Source organism: Bifidobacterium margollesii (genome assembly GCF_002860355.1).
Classification (GTDB): domain Bacteria; phylum Actinomycetota; class Actinomycetes; order Actinomycetales; family Bifidobacteriaceae; genus Galliscardovia; species Galliscardovia margollesii.
In genome coordinates this window covers 1-18,338 of record NZ_NMWU01000030.1, presented here as the reverse complement: position 1 = coordinate 18,338, position 18,338 = coordinate 1, and the positions used below count along the sequence as shown (strand labels likewise).

Sequence of the window (18,338 nt, the reverse complement as noted above, 5' to 3'; positions counted from 1 at the left end):
CGTACCGGGGCGGGACGGGCGCGGGGGTGCCGAACCTGCTGAAGCGGGACTTCGGGGCCGACCGGCCCTGGATGAAGCTGGGCACGGACGTCACCGAGTTCAGGGTCGCCGGCGGCAAGGCGTACCTGGCGCCCGTCTACGACATGGGATCGAAGGAGATCGTCGCCTGGGACGTAAGCCGGCGTCCCGACCTCGCCCAGCAGCGAAGGCTGCTCGCCATGCTCGAGGACCGTCTGCCCGAGGGCGTCGATCCCGTGCTCCACAGCGACATGGGATGGCAGTACCAGCACCGGTGGTGGCGCGACCGTCTCGCGGAACTGGGCATACGCCAGTCCATGAGCAGGAAGGGCGACTGCATCGACAACGCCGCGACCGAGCAGGTGTTCGGCCATCTCAAGGACGAGTTCTACACCGGCCGCGAGTTCGCCTCCTACGAGGAGTTCGAGACCGGTCTGAACGAGTACATCATCCACTGGAACACCAGACGACGCCAGAGACGGCTGGAGGGACGCACCCCGGAGGAATTCCGGAGTATGTCCCTCGCAGCCTGATCAGGTACCCTTAATAAACCGCGTCTAACAATTGGGGCGCAGTTCAAGCTCCATATGATTCGCTACACCATCACGGACCGCCTCTTCCGGTACTCGTTCACGCCGAACCCGGCCGCGGCCGCCGCGAAGGCGATGCCGCCTCCGATGAGCAGCCACTCACGGGCCGTCGTGCCGCCGGTAAGCGGCAGCGAGGCCACCGCCCGAACGTTCGGGATCAGGTTGGCGTTGCCGGTGTGAGTCACCGGAAGCGACGAACCGTTGGGGGCGTCGATCAGCACATGCGTGTTGACGGAATCCAAAATCTCAAACGTGTACGTGGTCTTGGCGAGCACATACCCATCCGGAGCCTTGGTCTCGGTCAGTTCGTATCGGTACTTCTGCCCATTCGTTGTGGGACGAGCCAGTCCCAGAATCTTGAACTGGCCGGCGGTGCTATCCACATCCTCGTATTTAGTGATCACACCGTGGTCATTCGTGGTATTGACGTGGCTTTCGCAAGGATCAGTCGCACCGCTCTTGCTTTCGCAATCCGTCACCGGAGCCGTAACGGTCAAGCCGGCAATCTCCGTACCGTTTTCGTTGAGCGGGCCTCGGACCTGCCACTCCGAGCCGTCAAGCAGCTCATCGGCATTGTCCTTTGCCACCTTCGACCACGAGGCCTGTGGCTGAGTGTTGTCGATCTCCTTGTTTTCGACCACGGTATCCTTGCCGGACGTCCCATCATGTCGCTGAACGTCGATTGACGTATTGGCGTTGGCGTCCGGCGGAACGATGAAGAAGTAGTACGATCCGTCGTCGACCGGTTTCCAATATCCGTCCGGAACGGTTTCGGTGAGCTTGTAGGTGCCGGCTTCACCGACGATGATACGCAGCCCTCCCAGATTGCCATTGATGTCGGCATAGGTTTTGTTTGCGTCATCGTTTTTACCATCGGAGCAGGGAACTGCCTTCGTGACCGTGTCAGTATCGGGATCCACACAGTCGTCGACCGTGTGTCGGTCACCAATCTCCTTGCCGCTCGAATCGATCTTCACCACCGTCCAGGAAGTGCCGCTCACCCGACGACCGGTATCCGCATCGAGCTTTCTCCATGACACGCCGGGTGCGGCCGTATTGGGAATATCCTTGTCGATCGTTCCCGCCTGATTACCGTTATCCCACTGCGCCTGGGCATCCTTGACGGTGAACGTATAGGTATCGGCGCTCAGCATGTATCCTGCGGGAGCCTTGCGTTCCCTGACCGTATACGTGCCGTTGTGCAGATTGTTGATGTCGAAGCCGCCGTCATCGGGATTGTTGTCGAAGCCGACGTACGCAGCCAGACCGGTATTGTCCTTGACGATCGCCGCGCGGTCGATCTTCACCGTATATGTGCCATTGTTGTTGGCAACAGCGATGGTCTGCTTCCAGCAGGTGCCGTCTGCGTAAGCGGCCTTGCCCGCATCGGTAAGTTCACCGTTGACGTCGGTGGCGCACAACGTCGGATAGAAGTCCTCTTCGAATGGTCCACCGGCCTGGTCCTCGGCAGCCCGACGGGCCTCCTCCTCGGTATCCGCCGTAGCGGAACCGGTGCTAGACACTGTCCATTCGGCACCGACAAGACGCTTACTGGTGTTGGTACCGTCCACCTTGCTCCAGGAGGCCGTGTACGGGGTGGAGAACTTCACGTTGCCGTTGGTGCCGAACGCGCCGCCGGACAGACGCGCCTTGTTGCCGGTGATCTCAACCGCAGCGGAATTCTTGGCGGCGTTCTTACGGGCCTGTTGCTCTTCGGCATCGCCCTTGACCACGGACTTGAGTGCGATGCCGCGATCATGGAACGTCTCTTGTTTACCGTCGGCCATGCCGTTCCAGCCCAACGTCAGATTCTTGGTGTGATTATTTTCATACTCACCATCTTCGATCTTGGCGTTGTTCTGTCCTTCCTTGTATCGACCGTCGCTCTTGGTGACCGCAAGGTTGGTTCCGACTCCGCCCACTCCTGCCCAGTCCTGCTTCTGAGGATTCTGATAGCTATCGTCATATCCGCTGGCGTTCTGGACCGGGATGCCATCGTAATACCATGTGACCGCCGAATCAGTGCGGTCGGTGAACCATGTGTCCATCAGCATGAAGCTGGTATCATCATGCTTTTTGTGATATGGGTTCATGATGGCGAAGTCGGCACCTGCCTCGGTACCGTCCGCCTTGTTCCCGTCAGCGTCGTTCACGTTCGCCGCCGTCTGGTTCTCCTTGTTCGGGTCGATGGTGCGGTTCACCTCATTGTCGAACAAGGCAATGTTGCCACCCTTGGACGATTCAGCGGAACCGGACGGGCACAGCCACAATCCTCCGCCGAAATGACCGGCCATGTTCTCATACGCTACTGCCTTGGCAACGTAGGTGGTGGACTTATCCTCGGTGTAGATGGCACCACCAAGATATCCGGAGGAATTGCCGGTGAAGGAACCACCCATCAGATACGCCGTAGACTGACTATCCTGCAGGAAGATCGCACCACCGGCGCCGCCGTTGGGTACTTGTTCGTTGCCGTTCGCGTCTTTCACATACTGCGTGTCATAGATGCCGGACCAATTTCCCTTGAACGTGGGCTTGTTGCCGCGGGAATCGTTATATATCCACAACGTTCCCTGAACGTAGAGCGCTCCGCCGCCATCTCCCCAGCCATAGGCCTTGGAGTAGTTGCCGGCGAATGTCACGTTGCCCACAATGGTCAACGTTCCGCGTTCGGCATGGATCGCGCCGCCGCCACTACGCATATGGCGGCATGCGTCAGGCTTGTCATTGGTGCATTCGGCCGTATAGGTCTGCGCGTTGCCGGTGAACGTGCCGCCGGTGATGGTGGTTTTACCCCCATTCTGGAACAGCACGCCGCCGCCGGCGCTATTGCCCGAATCCACCGACTTGTTGCCGGTGAACGTACCACCGGTAATGGAAAGCTTTGCCGCATCTCCGGTCTGGAACAGTACACCGCCATTGACGGCCGTGTTGTTCTTGAACGTGCCGCCGTTGATGGTCACGGTGCCCGCGTTGTTGTAGATCACACCGCCTTCGTCTGTCTTGTTATTGGAGAACTTGCCGCCGTTGATGGTGAGCTTGGCACCGGATTCGAGTTTGACCAGTCGGCGGGTGAGCGGCGCGGCTTCGGTACCAGCGTAGGAGAACGACGTACCGGCAGCATCGTTCTCCTGGCCGAGCGCAAGCGAGCCGCCGTTTCGCACGGTGAACAACGCTCCGGCGGTTGAAGGGTCGCCGGCCGCAGAGGCCAATGCGGAGCCGGTCGCAGGATCGACGGTGGAGGTGATGGCGACGGTTTTGTTGTCGATGGTGATCGAGCCGCCGGCCGCGGCGACGATGGGTTTGGTGATGACGATGGAGACGTTGGCGTCTTTAGCGGCATCTTCAATGCAGCTCTTGAGGTCGGCCCACGTAGTCACGGCCTGGCAGTTGGCAGCGGCGGGGGCCGCGGCTGGAGCGTCGCCAGTGCCGGCTGAGTCATCGGCTGCACTGCCGGTCGGACTATCAGAAGTGGGGGTCTTCGCGGTATTCGCGGTTTCGGAAGCGCCGGAAGTATTGGAAGTGCCCGAAGCATTGCCGGTATTGGAAGCATTGCCGGCTTCGGCTGAATCGTTGCTGGTATCGGCCGAGTCGGCAGAGTCCGAGGAGCCCGTGGAGGCACTGAGGCTCGGAGTGGCACCGGACTTAGGGTCGGACGAGGGATTGATGGTAACGGCGTTGGCGCCGTCGGAGCTATTGGCGGCATCCGCAGCATCGGCGGCATTGGCCACGCCGGCCACGGGCAGGCCGATCAGCAGCATCGCAGCGACGGCAATGGATGCCACTGCCGCTTTGATGGCCTTGATATTGTTCACCACGCTCGCTTGTTTGGTGCTGTTCACGCGCCCAGAATGCATAGCGTCATCAGGGTTTCTCGCACCTTCGCCGTTTGCGGGCTGCTTCTGCTCGCACTGCATCGTCACAACCACTCCATCCGCCACCGCTACTGCACGGCGGCTGCACAATCACTTCCACAGTCCACCGTAGATCCCTTTTACGGGTGTAAGACGGGGGCATTGAGCGAAACTTGCGAAAATAGCATGTGAAGGCTCACAATGTATCATTTTGTGATGTTTGTTTCCATTGTTTGCCTCTGAGCATCAATGGGGGGCAAATCGCTGATTTTCCGGCACTACAACGCATCGCCCCCCCCCGAAGGGAATATTCCCACATTGATCGCAAATGAAAAAAAGATAAACAATCGACCATTATGTATTTGTTATCAAATTGTTATATTCAGTCAATTGGTCTTGCAATGAAACCCAGCAGCGAAACCACTGCGACATCACAGACGATTCCGAGCAGACACTTCGGAACCATACGAAACAGTAGTGTGATCAGTATCACAACATCACCGGAGCACTCGCCCAATAACCCACCATCGACATCCGCCGGCATCGACGGACGCAAGACATATCCCATCGGATGCCCCGCACGGTTTGGCGCAGTCCCCACGCAACCATCGCAATCACACGCCGGACCCCTCATGCCGACAGTCCAAGACTCAAGTCTCGCCGGTGGAGCCACAAGCATGACCCCATACGCGATCAACACCGTTAAATCCTCAATAATCAGATACGATCATCTTTGATCATTATGCCGTCTATGAACGGACACCCACACTCGGATTCCTCCGTTCACCCCATCCCGTTCGCACGACCCGTTCGCACGACCCGTTCACGATCCCCGCCCCGAGTTCGGCAAAACGTGACGAAAACAGCCAAAAAATCTGGAAAAACGTGACAAAAGCAACCCCAAAAACCGGAAAAACGTGACAGGCCGTGCTGTAAAATTAGGAAAAACGTGACAACCTAAGGATTCGCAATGCTTAAGCGCAAGGCTTGGAACAAACTCGTCTCATGGAAGCAGCGCGCGGCGTCACCCACAGGAGGGGCAAGCAGGCGCCCTTCCAAGGCGCTGATGCTCACCGGGGCCCGTCAGATCGGTAAAACCACGTTGGTACGTGAATTCGCCAAACACCATTACGATCATTTCGCCGAGCTTAATTTCCTCACCGACCCCCATGCATCGGACATCTTCGACGACGCGCTCGACGCCCGTACCGTAATCACCAATCTCACCGCATATCTGCGGAAAACACTCGTCCCCGGCAAAACATTGATTCTGCTGGACGAAATACAGGAATGCCCGCGGGCACGCACCGCCATCAAGTTTCTTGTGGAAGACGGACGATTCGACTATATAGAAACCGGCTCCCTGCTCGGCGTACGAGTCAACGACGTCCCCTCATATCCGGTCGGGTTCGAGGAGCAGTACCGTATGTTCCCCATGGATTTCGAGGAATTCTGCTGGGCCAACGGAGTTCAGCCAACAGTCATCGACCTGCTGAGAGACCACTTCATGCATAAACGACCGATCAGCGAGTCGGTACACACCACCATGATGCGACTGTTTCAGGCGTACACGGTGGTGGGAGGCATGCCCGAGGTCGTACAACGCTACGTCCGCACCCACGACATCGCACAGACGACCGAGCTGCAGCGCAGTCTTCTCGATCTGTATCGTCTGGACATCGCCAAATACGCCGATTCCGCCAACCGTACGAAAATCCGTTCCATTTTCGACGCTTTGCCGTCCCAGCTTTCCCAACACAACAGACGGTTCGTCCTCGCGGATCTGAATAAAAACGCCCGTCAGGCACGCTATGCCAGCAGCTTCCTATGGCTGTCGGACGCCGGTGTGGCCATCCCCTGCTACAACGTCGAATCCCCAACCGTTCCGTTACGCGCGAACGAAAAACACAGTCTATTCAAACTCTTCCTGAACGATACGGGGCTGCTGTGCGCCGCTTCGCTCGACAATGTGCAGTTCGCACTGTTGCAAGGCGACCTGGACGTCAACCTCGGCAGCATCATGGAAAACATCGTGGCGCAGGAACTGCTCGCCCACGGATTCCAGCTCCACTACTTCGATGCCAAACGATACGGCGAATTGGATTTCGTCGTGCAATCCGGTTCCGTCATTCTGCCGATCGAGGTTAAATCCGGCAATGACTGGACAGCACATCGCGCACTGAACAAAGTGATGTCCGTACCGGATTGGCATCTCGATCACGCCTACGTGCTATGCAAAGGCAACATATCCCAAAAGGGGCCGATCACCTATCTGCCACTGTATATGACGATGTTTCTGGAACCGCAACGGCTACCCGCCTCCATGCCGTTCTCCGTGGATGTTTCGGCCCTCAACGATGTCGGCCGATGATCCCGCATAGCAAACCTCATAGCAAATGGGGCAAGGTCGCGGGAAATCGACCTTGCCCCAGTAGGATCACCGCTTGACTATGCGGTCACCGCTTGACCAGATAGTAGACGCCGTTGGACCCCTGCAATCCTCCGTCGAGCGGGTAGCGCACGACGTTGTCCTGAGGAGCGTACACGTACTGGTCTCCGGTCGGCTGCAGGAACGGCGTAGCGGTATCGACCTCCTTGCCGTCGGGCGACAGGTGATAGTTGCCCTGGTAGATGTCCTTCGACTCCCATCCCGCGGGGAAGTACGCCACGCTGGACGGCCAGCGGGTCACGTTCTCACGGCCCAGCGCCTTGCACGCCGCACCGGTCACCACGGTGCCGTTCGGAACATCGCAGCGATATTCGGAAACCGGTCCCGTAAGGTTGACGGACACGTTCTTGTAGTTCGGATCGTCGTCACCCGCGCTCAGCTGGCTCACCCCGCCGTTGAGCAGCGGCTGGAACGCACGCTCCACCGTGCCGGAAACCTGCTTGAACCGACCCTTCTCATCGATGGAAACGCAGCTGAGATTATCCTTCTGGCAGTATTCGCCGGCGATCGATGAGAAGTCGCCCTTCGCGATCTCCTTGCGGATCTTGTCGAGCTGATACTTCGGACCGTTCGTGGCCTCATGCTTGCTGAGGGTGACGCGGGCGACCGGATTCTCCTTGAACTCCTGATCCTCGGCGTACTTGCCCAGATCATGCAGCGGATTGCCCTCCGGAAGCTTGCCGAGCGGCTCCAGAATCGGGAACGAATACCATTCGTTCGCATAGCCGTACATCTCCCATGAGGCGGAGGCGTCGCCAGGCTTGAGCACGCCGTTCTCCACCTTCACATGGCCCTTGACCTCCATGCCGACGCCAGGCTCGCCCTTGACGGTGACGATCGAATGACCCAGCACCTTCAGCGTCGGATCCATCAGCAGACCAACCTCGTACTTGGCCGCGGCCGTCAGCTCCACATTCGGGTCGAGCGATGCCTTCGCCGTGCCGGTCACCTTGCCGTTCTGCAGCACGGCCTTCGCCTCGGCCGACGCCGAAACCTTCATCGTGCCGCGGAAATGGCCGGAGGAGTGCGTCACGATCGTAGCGTCGGACTCCACCTTGAAGCCCCACGGGAGCCTCCAGACGAGCGGCGTCTTGGTAAGCTTGATGCCCTCGAACTCCTGAGCCTCCTCGTCGTCGGACTTGTCGCCGTCGGACTTATCGGCAGCGGCCTTCGCATCCTTGTCCGAGTCCTCGGAGTCCTTGTCCGAATCCGAGTCCTTGTCCGAATCCTCGGTATCCTGCTTGGAACCGGTCTCCCCGGTCGGATCCTTCTTATCGGCCTCCTCGGTGCCCGCACATTCGGTTTCCGAATAATCGACGTGGTTCAGCATGTTCTCATTGGAATAGCTCGCGCACATCACACCGGACGTGTTGAAATCGGTCTTGGCGTCCAGCGTGACGTTCGACTTCTCGTTGCTGACGAAATCCACGTAGGCGCTGGCGGTGATGTTGCTGGCGAAGGTGGTCTTGTTCACCACATAGCCGAACTTCCTGGTCTCGACCTTGCCGGCGACCTTCTTCGTCACCTTCAGATCCTTCACATAATTGAACTCGTAGTTCAGCGACTGGCCGGCCTCACCACCCAAACCGATGCGGGCGGCACGCTTCAGGGTCCTGCCCGCCTCCGGCTTGGCAAGATTCGTGGCGGTCACGCCATCCGCGGGATTGACCTCCACCTTGGTGGCGTCGAGCGTGGTGTTGTTCAGCCGAATGTTGTCGAACGCCTCGGCGAGATCAGCATCCGCGCCGGTGAAGGTCAGGCCGGCCGCAGTGGTGGAGACCGTGGCGACACGGATCACCTTGCCGTCGAAATCACCCTGCGGGGCCAGAACCACGATGTCGCCGGAAACGATGTCGCCGGTCTTGCCGTTGGTGACGGTGACGGTCTTCCCATCGGCGGACAGACGGTAATCCTTGGCATCAAGATAGATGGCGGAGGAGTTGGTCTGGGCGCTCGCCGTGCCCTCGGTCACACCACGGCCGAGCGTGATGGACCCGGCGATGTTCCGCACGGTCACATCGTTGCGCTGCTTGGCAAGCAGGGTGGCCTTCACCTGCGAGGCGGTGGCGTCATACCGAACGTTCTGAGTCAGATGGGCGGTGAAGTAGCCGTTCTCGTCGGTGGTGACGGCAACCTGCTGCTCACCGGTGGCCGTGAACGTGAGCTTGGTGTTCTTCACCAGCTGACCATTATCGTCCTTCACCTCGCCGGCGACCGGGATGACGGTCTTCGTCGGCTGCACGAACGTGGCGGTGACATGCGAGGAAAGCTGATAATCATGGCCGTTGAGCGTGACGGTGGAGGAGACGTCCTCGCCGGCCGGTTCGTCAGCGAGCGCGTTCGGCACGATCATCATGCCCGCGCCGAGCACGGCCAGGGCGACGGCGGCGGCAACGAAGCCTCGGGCCGCAGCGGTGGCGTGACCGCGACGGCCTGCGGAAGCGCCATCGGATTCACCGGCATCGCCGGAGGAAGTGTTGAAACCGTTACGACGGCTGAGGATGATGCAGCCTGCGGCGGCGAGCAGCAGGGCGAATCCGGCGAGGCCCATCACGGAAACGCCGGTGCGGGAAAGCGACCCGCTCGACTTGCCGGTATTGCCGGCGTCGTTGGCCGTGGAATCGGCGCTGATGGCCGTGTCGCCGTTGGTGTTGTTCGCCGACTGGTTGCTCGCGTTGGCTGCGTTATTCGTATTGTTCGCGGACTGGTTGTTGGAAGTCTGATTGTTCGGGGTCTGACCGTTCGGCTTGGTCGTTCCGGAATTATCGGTTCCGGTGTTGCCGTTGTTGCCGTTGTTCGGGTTGTTGCCGTTGTTGCCGGACGTCTGTTCGGCGAGCGCAACGGTGAGGGTCTGACCGTCTGCAACCGCGTAGGCGTGCTCGCCCGGCTTGAGATCGCCGACCGTCCACTGCACGGAAGTCGACTGACCAGCCTTGGCGATCCTATCGGGAATGGTGGTCGTGCCCTTCACCGTGGTTGCGGTCTTCGTCGCATCATTGTTGGTCACGACCAGCGCATATTGATCCGCCCCGGCAGCGTCATACCGCTCCACGGAAACGGCGATGCGCGGCGTCGAAGTCGACGTCGCCACCGTTTCCACGCCGGAAACGGAACCGTTCGCCTGACTGCCTTCCTGAGCGTTCGCCGTGCCTACGAAGCCGAATACGGCGATGAACATCGTCGTCACGGCCGCGATCAACGTGCGCCAGTGCCGACGGTTTGACGATGCAGAACCCATAAGTTCCCCAGCCTTCCCTCATACGAGGTATCCGCTCCGCTTCGGAAACGGGGAGCGGGTACCGTAATCCGTTTATTACGGTACCCCCATCCCCCGCCATTCGGTAGAGGGCGTTCCAACGTCCAGCACCCCTCATCAGTCGGCGAAGCCGACAGCTTCCCCCAAAGGGGGAAGCCAGGGAGGGCGATGTCAGTCGGCCTGGATGCTGTCGATGGTGACGTCGGGGTCGTCGGGGGTGTGTCCGGCCAGCGGATCCTCCGGCATGGTGGTGAGCTCCAGATGCTCGCCGCCGGTCTGATCGACCAGCACGGTGTCGCCGTCATGCACCTTGCCGGCCAGCAGCATACGGGCCAGCTGATCGCCCACCTCGGTCTGCACCAGACGACGCAGCGGACGCGCGCCGTAAGCCGGATCGTAGCCGGTGTTGGCCAGCCACTCGCGGGCCGAATCGGTGACGTCGAGGGTGATGCGGCGGTCGGTCAGACGAGATGCCACCTGCTTGACCTGAATGTCCACGATGCCGCCCAGCTCGTCGCGGGTGAGCGGGTGGAAGATCACCAGCTCGTCCAGACGGTTGATGAACTCCGGCTTGAACTGCATGTGCACGGCGTCCATCACGGCCTTCTTCTTCGCGTCGGAGTCGAGATCCTGATTCACCAGGAACTGCGAACCGAGGTTCGAGGTCATGATCAGGATCGTGTTCTTGAAGTCCACGGTCCTGCCCTGACCATCGGTCAGACGACCGTCGTCAAGTACCTGCAGCAGCACGTCGAACACTTCGGGGTTGGCCTTCTCGACCTCGTCGAACAGCACGACGGAGTACGGGCGACGGCGAACTGCCTCGGTGAGCTGACCGCCCTCCTCGTAGCCGACGTAGCCCGGCGCCGCGCCGATCAGGCGGGAGACGCTGGCCTTCTCCATGTACTCGGACATGTCGATGCGGACCATGGCCTTCTCGTCGTCGAACAGGAAGTCGGCGAGCGCCTTGGCCAGCTCGGTCTTGCCCACACCGGTGGGGCCGAGGAACAGGAACGATCCGGTCGGACGGTTCGGGTCGCTGATGCCGGCGCGCGAGCGGCGGACGGCGTCGGACACGGCGGCGATGGCCTCCTTCTGGCCGATCACGCGCTTGCCGAGGTAATCCTCCATGTGCAGCAGCTTCTCGTTCTCGCCCTGCATCAGACGGCCGACCGGGATGCCCGTCCAGTCGGAGACGATTTCGGCCACGGAGTCGGCGTCCACATGGTCGGGAACCATCGGCTCGGGCTTGTTCTCGCCGGTTTCAGTGGATTCGGCGTCGGCGCTTTCCGCGGCGGAAAGCTCCTTCTGAATCGCCGGAATGTCGCCGTAGAGGATCTTCGACGCCTTGGCGAGATCGCCTTCACGGGTGGCCTTGTCGGCCTCGACGCGCAGATCGTCCATCTTGGCGCGCAGATCGCCCACCTTGTTGTGCCCGGCCTTCTCGGCGTCCCACTTGGCCTTCAGCCCGCTGAGCTTCTCGCGGGTGTCGGCCAGATCGGCCTGAAGCTTGCCGAGACGCTCCTTGGAAGCCGGGTCCTCCGCCTTCTTCAGCTGCATCTCCTCCATTTCGAGACGCGTGACCTTGCGCTGCAGCTCGTCGATCTCCTCCGGAGAGGAATCGAGCTCCATGCGCAGGTGCGCGGCCGCCTCATCAACCAGATCGATGGCCTTGTCAGGCAGCTGACGACCGGAGATGTACCGGTTCGACAGCGTGGCCGCGGCCACCAGCGCATCATCGCCGATCGTCACCTTGTGGTGCGCCTCGTAACGCTGCTTGAGGCCACGCAGAATCGCGACCGTGTCCTCCACGCTCGGCTCGCCCACGTACACCTGCTGGAAACGACGCTCCAACGCCGGGTCCTTCTCGATGTTCTCGCGGTACTCGTCCAACGTGGTGGCGCCGATCAGCCGAAGCTCGCCACGGGCCAGCATGGGCTTGAGCATGTTGCCCGCATCCATGGAGCCTTCGGCCGCACCGGCGCCCACGATCGTGTGGATCTCGTCGATGAAGGTGATGATCTGGCCGTCCGCGTTCTTGATCTCCTCAAGCACGCTCTTGAGCCGTTCCTCGAACTCGCCACGATACTTCGAGCCGGCCACCATCGAACCCATGTCGAGGCTGGTCAGCTTCTTGTTCTGCAGCGTGGTGGGCACGTCGCCGGCCACGATGCGCTGGGCCAGTCCCTCGACCACGGCGGTCTTGCCGACGCCGGGCTCGCCGATCAGCACCGGGTTGTTCTTGGTGCGGCGGGAAAGGATCTGAATCACGCGGCGGATCTCCTGATCGCGGCCGATCACCGGGTCGAGCTTGCCTTCCTTGGCCTCGGCGGTCAGGTCGGTGGAGTACTTCTCCAACGCCTTGTAACTGCCTTCGGCATCCGGGCTGTCGACCTTACGGCCGCCTCGAATACCGGGCACCGCCTTGCGCAGCGCCTCGGGGGTCACGCCGTTGGCCTTGAGGATGTCGGCCGACTGATTCGGCGCGGAGGCCGCGATGCCGATGAGCAGATGCTCGGTGGAGACGTATTCGTCGCCCATCTCCTTCATCTCCTTCTCGGCCTGCGCGATCGCCGTGGTGAGCTGGCGGCTCGCCTGCGGCTGCGAGGTGCTCGATCCGCTTGCGCTCGGCAACGCCACCAGCGCATTGCGGGCAGCGGCGGCGATGGCCTGAGGATTGCCTCCGGCCGCCTGAATCAGGCCCGGCACCACGCCTTCCTGCTGGCGAAGCAGGGCTTCCAGCACATGCAGGGTCTCGACCTGCGCGTTGCCCGCGGCCGAGGCGGACTGAATGGCGTCGCCCAGCGCCTCCTGAGCCATTCTGGTGAAGTTCTGTTCCATGATTGCCTCCCAAAGTCTTGAATCGTATTCGTGTTCTGACTATCCCAACCGAGGAGGCACGGCGGTTATTCCCAAAACTTGAGCGTGTTGCACTCAAGTTTCGGGAATCATCGTGAACTCACCTCACCGAACGCACCCACGAACGCACCAAAAGGCGAGTTGTGAGGCTTTGTTTCGCCATACCGTCGCGCAGCCCGATAACGAAGCTTGAAAATTCAACGATTCCTTCTCTCGATCACAGCCCAAAACCGCATTATTCAACAACGAAGCCTCACAACTCGCCACTTGGAGCATTGCTGCGGGGTCGGAGAACCGGAAACGGCTCAGAAAAGGACGAGACCCCGGTATCGCGCCACAGGCCGCTCCGGCAGACGACGCCCCAATGCCGCCGCCACGATAACGGCCAGCTCCCGGCAAAGCCGCTCACTCGCAAGATCGCCCGCCACCACGGGAATGATGCGCCAGTCCTGATACTCAAGATTCCTCTTTTTCCGCTGGTCGAACGCATATTGGCGCTTCGACGTGCGGTGGTGGTCGCCCTGAAACTCTATGCCGACCTTGCAGTCGGGGTATGCAAGATCGATGTGCAGGTCGAATCCCAACTGCTCATCGAACACCGCATAATTAGGAATGGCCTCGGGCAGCCCAAAATACCGCAGCGCAAGCCGAACCCGCGTCTCCCAGGAGGAGTCGGTGCCATCCATCATGAATCTCAGCGCTTTGACGCAACTCGCCTTGCCCCGAAACGGCCCCGCCGTTCTGAGGAACCTCGCAAAATCCTCGCTGGAACACTGCCGTAGCCTTGGATCCCTGCGCATGAGCGAATCCCCCAGAACAACCAGCTCCCCCAACGTGACATATGGCGACATCTGCGCCCAAGCGGTGAGCGCATCCACGCATTCCACCGAATCAGCGATCATGCGGGACTCGTATTCCGGCTCCCACAAATGGATCCCCATCCCCCGTCGCCGCCTGCGCCGCCTGCGATCGCGCACTGCTACGTGCAGCAAAGACTCATCGAGCGTGCAGTTGAGCGGGGGCTCGATGCCGAGCAGATTAAGCGCCGTCAGATGGCTGAACACCAACGGCACACGCGAGGTGCGGGCTGCGGCCTCGCAGCGGGCAAGGGTCTGAAGCGCGGTGTCGGCAAGCGAAGCATAGGCGATTCCCCCACCTCCGGACGGCGCGCCGGACACCAAGCCGGACACCGCCCCCGACACTCCGGACACCGCTCTATACACCGACATGCCGCCAAACGTAATAGGCGCGGCGAAACCCGGCAACCGGATCACGAAAATTGTGGATAACTCGAACGCACGAGGTCACACCGCCGGCAGCAGCACGTGCAGCACCGTCATCTCGACCAGCGAGATCATGCCGGTGACGGTAAGCGAGAATCCGGCCAGCTTGGCGTTGCCGGTGAGCGAATCGGCGAACTTCGTGGCGAACACGGTGATCGGCGACAGCGCCGCGATGGTGAGGATCTCGCGGATCCGCAGGTCGAACGGCATGATGTACCACGCGGCCAGCGCGATCACCACGCTGAACGCCGTGCGCCACGCGATCACCCGAAGCAGGGTGACGCGATCCTTGCGCTCATGCGGCACCTCCATCATCAGGCCGATCATCGCCATGCAGCAGAAGGCGTTGGCGTTGGCGAACGGCGTGACCAGCTGCACGATCGGATCGGGAATCTGCACATGCGCGAACATCAGGACCAGCATGAGCATGTATGTGTCGAACGAGAGGGAGCTGACGAAATCATGCGCGATGTTGCGCACGCGCAGCACCATCGGCAGCACGGTCGCCGAGTCGCCCATATGCAGCAGGCCCTTGGTCAGGCTCAGTGCGGCGGCCGTAGCCACCATCGCATTGCCGATATCCATCATGATCACCGGCAGGCCGGCCGACGCCCCCATGAACGTCTGCACCACCGGCAGGCAGAACGCGCCGAGGTTCAGACCGGACGCGGCGAGCATCGTGAACGCGCGGTAGCGTTTGTCGGGCTCGCGATGCGTGCCGAAGAACACGAGGAACAGCGGGACGATCGCGCAGACGAATCCGAACAGCACGATCCACAGCATCGACATGTCATGCCTGTTCGTGGCGAACGACAGCACGATCGCGCAGGGCAGGGTGAGGTTGAATGCGAACCCCTGCGCCACCTTGTAGTCTCGTTCGCCGAAGATGTGCAGACGTTTGAGCGCGTAGACCCCGAGAATCACCAGCAGCAGCGAACCCGACTTGAATATCACCATGATCTACTTCTTCGCTCTCCCATATCCGGCCAACCGCCCTATCCGAACAGAACAGGTCGGCGTATCCGAACAGTGAGTATAGGAACGTGTCCGGCGGTGCGCCCACCCGTCCCGTATGGTGGACCGGATCCCGAACCAGCCGACCTTCCCCGCATGAACCGATTCCGTAAACCGATCACGTACCGATACCCCCGGCTCGATACGCCGCCCGACCCCACCGGAAGCCAAACGACAGGCGAATTTCAGGCGAAATCAACCGATCGGATGACACCCGATCAGCCGACCCGTCCGTACCATATACTGTTGCCGAGTAAATCGTTTCGCCTGTAGGCGAAGAGCGGGAGAAGAGAGAAGAGCAGTATGACGCAGAGCGCGCAGAACGGCGGACTGAACATCGATATGACGCCGCTGAACCCGGATCCCAAACGCAAGGCGAGAAAAACAATCCGAACCACCATCATCGTCGTGGTGGTGATCGCGCTGGTGGCTGCGGCCGCCGGATTCTTCGGATGGCGCCATCTGCGCGAATCCGCCCTCAAGGGATGTCAGGACCAGTGGACGTCGCTGAGCCGCGAACTCGACCGTACCACCACGCTGCGCAGCGATCTCAAAACGGCATCGGCCGTCACCGCGGAACAAGTGAAGGACTCCTCCACCGTGACCCATCTGGCCGACGTACGCGGCGATCTCGATTCAATCGACCCCGATCTCGACCAGCAGAGCACGCTGTGCCCCGTGGACGCGACGATCAGCAGCCTGAAAACCGCCACCCAGCAGCTGGCCGACCGCGAGAAGCCGATCGACAACGCCGTGAACACCGTGGATTCCGCGGTGAAGTCGGTGAATTCCAGTAAGGCGGAGAAGACGTACGACGATACGAAGGCCGCGTTGGAATCCGATGTGAAGACCGCCACCCAGCTGGTCTCCGACGCGAAGGGCCAGGTGAAGGACACGTCGCTTTCCGACGCGGTGACCAAGCAGATCGACGCCGCGAACAGCGCGATGGCGCAGAAGGCCGACGCGGCGTTCAGCGTCAAACCGCTCACCGACGCGAAGGCCTCGCTGGCCACGGCCACGAAGGCGCTGGAGAAGGCAATGGCCCCCGACTGCTCGAAGGAGAAGTGCGTGGCGATCACCTTCGACGACGGACCGAGCGCCGAAACCACCCCGCAGCTGCTCGCCACGCTGAAGAGGCTCAACGTGCCGGTGACGTTCTTCTCGCTGGCAGTGGAGGCGAAGGCGAATCCGAACATCGTCAAGCAGGAGATCGCCGGCGGCCATGCGGTGGGCAGCCACACATGGAACCATGTGCAGCTGAGCAAGCTTTCCGCCGATCAGATCCAGCAGCAGATCACCACATCCGCGGCCACGATCCAGCAGGCCGGCGGTCGCCCGGTGATGATGATGCGCCCGCCGTACGGCGACTACAACGCCACCGTGCGTGAAAAGGCGAAGGAGGCCGGCGAAGCGCTGATCATGTGGGATGTGGATTCACTCGACTGGAAGTCCCACAACAAGGACGCGATTCTGGCCGAGGTGAACAAGGAAGTGACCAACGGGTCGATCATCCTGCTGCACGACATCCACCAGACCACCGTTGACTCCGTACCCGCCGTGATCCAGCTGCTCCAATCCAAGGGATTCAAACTGGTGACCGTGCCGCAGCTGGTCGGCAATGACCTGCAGCCCGGCGCCGTCTACTTCAACCGCAACTACGTGATCAAGTAGCTCCGCGAATCACCAGTGGATTTACAAAGAAAGGGCTGTCCGCATCGTTTTAAGCAACGATGCGGACAGCCCTTATTGTGCCAGTTCAGGGACCTTGAAACAACGGACGGTCTGACGATCGCACCCCATCGGCTCGCGTGTCGGCTCGCCTGAACCCCTCATCAGTCGGCTACGCCGACAGCTTCCCCCAAAGGGGGAAGCCACGACCACTGGAACCCGTCCCCCTCCTCTCGCCTTCCCCTTGAGGGGAAGGTGGCCGGCGCAGCCGGTCGGATGAGGTGGCCGGAACGAAACACCGGTACGAAACAACGTGCACCCGCCTACATCACCTCATCAGACGGACTCCGTCCGCCAGCTTCAACCGCAAGAGCGGACGGCCCTACGGCCGCGCTTTGCAAGCTCGCCTGTCGGCTCGCCTGAACCCCTCATCAGTCGGCTACGCCGACAGCTTCCCCCAAAGGGGGAAGCCAAGAAGCACCGCCAAGGGCTCGCTGGCAGGCGAGCGAAAAACCGCGGCCGCAGGCCGTCCACTCTTGCGGAGAAGGTGGCCGGCGAAGCCGGGCGGATGAGGTGACGCACGCACCGTGAACTGCACCCCGATTGTTGGACTGGAGTAATTCAGATTCGATGATCGGAGGTGCGGTTTCTCATGTGCGGGGATCGCAGACGCCATTACGGCGACGAGTTCAGGAAGACGGCCTTGGCCCTGATCCGTCAGGGCATCGGGGCGAGGGCCCTGGCCGGACGGGTTTGCATGCCGCGGTCGACCGCGGAAAAATGGGTGTTGTTGTACCGGATCGGCGGGGAGGCGGCGATCATGGGAGAACGCGGCAACAGGAAATACGACTACGGGACGAAGCTCGCGGCGGCGCGCGACCGCGTGGAGCACGGCCTGACCAAGGCCGAGGTCATGGCCCGGTACGGGATCGCGAGCATCACGACGCTCGAGAACTGGTGCCGCGAGTACCGTGCGGGAGGCCCGGACGCGCTGCGGCCGAAGCCGAAGGGCCGGCCCAGGGGCGCCAAGCCCAAACCGAAACCGGCTCCCACGAGGGAGCAGCTCCTCGAGGAGGAGAACGCGTACCTGAGGGCGAGGGTCGCGTACCTGGAAAAAGCCCGCGCCCTGCTGGCGTCGAAGTCACCAACCGGGAGAAATCGGTGATCGTCTCGACGCTGGCGGGGCTCGGATACCGGCTCGTCCACCTGCTGAGGGCGGCCGGACTGGCGAGGAGCACGTACTACCATCACCTGTCGCATCCGGCGGCCGTCACCCGGCCGGACATCGAGCCGATGGTCGCCGAGATCTTCCATCGCACCCCGAACGGGTGCGGCCACCGGCAGGTG

The 18,338-nt window shown here is 61.2% G+C and carries 9 protein-coding genes and 1 pseudogene; 5 read left to right on the top strand and 5 right to left on the bottom strand.

The window, feature by feature from the left end; all coding sequences use genetic code 11:
- The coding region (locus tag Uis1B_RS08880; RefSeq protein WP_133124902.1) for an IS3 family transposase at window positions 1–551 on the top strand (551 nt) is incomplete at its 5' end.
- A 62-nt stretch (window positions 552–613) separates the two neighbouring features.
- On the opposite strand, the gene Uis1B_RS08875 is transcribed toward Uis1B_RS08880, so the two are convergent.
- On the bottom strand, window positions 614–4,426 hold the full coding sequence (locus Uis1B_RS08875; RefSeq protein WP_165782821.1) for a SpaA isopeptide-forming pilin-related protein: 3,813 nt from the start codon (window positions 4,424–4,426) through the stop codon (window positions 614–616).
- A gap of 1,006 nt (window positions 4,427–5,432) precedes the next feature.
- On the opposite strand from Uis1B_RS08875, the gene Uis1B_RS08870 reads away from it, so the two are divergent.
- Window positions 5,433–6,833, top strand: a complete 1,401-nt coding sequence (locus Uis1B_RS08870) for an ATP-binding protein (RefSeq protein ID WP_101617536.1) — start codon at window positions 5,433–5,435, stop codon at window positions 6,831–6,833.
- Between the two features lie 85 nt (window positions 6,834–6,918).
- Here the strand turns inward: Uis1B_RS08870 and Uis1B_RS08865 are convergent, their stop codons facing one another.
- The 4 genes from Uis1B_RS08865 to Uis1B_RS08850 form a co-directional block, all read right to left on the bottom strand.
- Complete coding sequence (locus tag Uis1B_RS08865) at window positions 6,919–10,149, bottom strand: Ig-like domain-containing protein (protein WP_101617534.1); 3,231 nt, start codon at window positions 10,147–10,149, stop codon at window positions 6,919–6,921.
- Window positions 10,150–10,338: 189 nt separating this feature from the next.
- The gene (clpB, locus tag Uis1B_RS08860) at window positions 10,339–13,008 is read right to left on the bottom strand and encodes an ATP-dependent chaperone ClpB (RefSeq protein WP_101617532.1); all 2,670 of its coding nucleotides are present in this window, start codon (window positions 13,006–13,008) and stop codon (window positions 10,339–10,341) included.
- Between the two features lie 323 nt (window positions 13,009–13,331).
- Window positions 13,332–14,255: a hypothetical protein gene (locus Uis1B_RS08855; protein ID WP_133124900.1), complete on the bottom strand. Its 924-nt coding sequence runs from the start codon at window positions 14,253–14,255 to the stop codon at window positions 13,332–13,334.
- Window positions 14,256–14,330: 75 nt separating this feature from the next.
- Complete coding sequence (locus Uis1B_RS08850) at window positions 14,331–15,266, bottom strand: AEC family transporter (RefSeq protein ID WP_243390327.1); 936 nt, start codon at window positions 15,264–15,266, stop codon at window positions 14,331–14,333.
- Between the two features lie 360 nt (window positions 15,267–15,626).
- Here Uis1B_RS08850 and Uis1B_RS08845 point away from each other — a divergent pair, with 360 nt between their 5' ends.
- From Uis1B_RS08845 to Uis1B_RS08835, 3 genes and pseudogenes are all read left to right on the top strand, one after another.
- Window positions 15,627–16,994 carry a polysaccharide deacetylase family protein gene (locus tag Uis1B_RS08845; protein ID WP_101617527.1) on the top strand — a complete coding sequence of 456 codons (1,368 nt, stop codon included), beginning with the start codon at window positions 15,627–15,629 and terminating at the stop codon, window positions 16,992–16,994.
- 649 nt (window positions 16,995–17,643) lie between these two features.
- Entirely contained in the window at window positions 17,644–18,156 is a 513-nt protein-coding gene (locus Uis1B_RS08840) for a helix-turn-helix domain-containing protein (protein WP_101617526.1), read from the top strand.
- Window positions 18,156–18,338 (top strand): annotated as a pseudogene (locus tag Uis1B_RS08835) (IS3 family transposase); the annotation flags it as partial. The gene Uis1B_RS08840 and the pseudogene Uis1B_RS08835, both read left to right, overlap by 1 nt.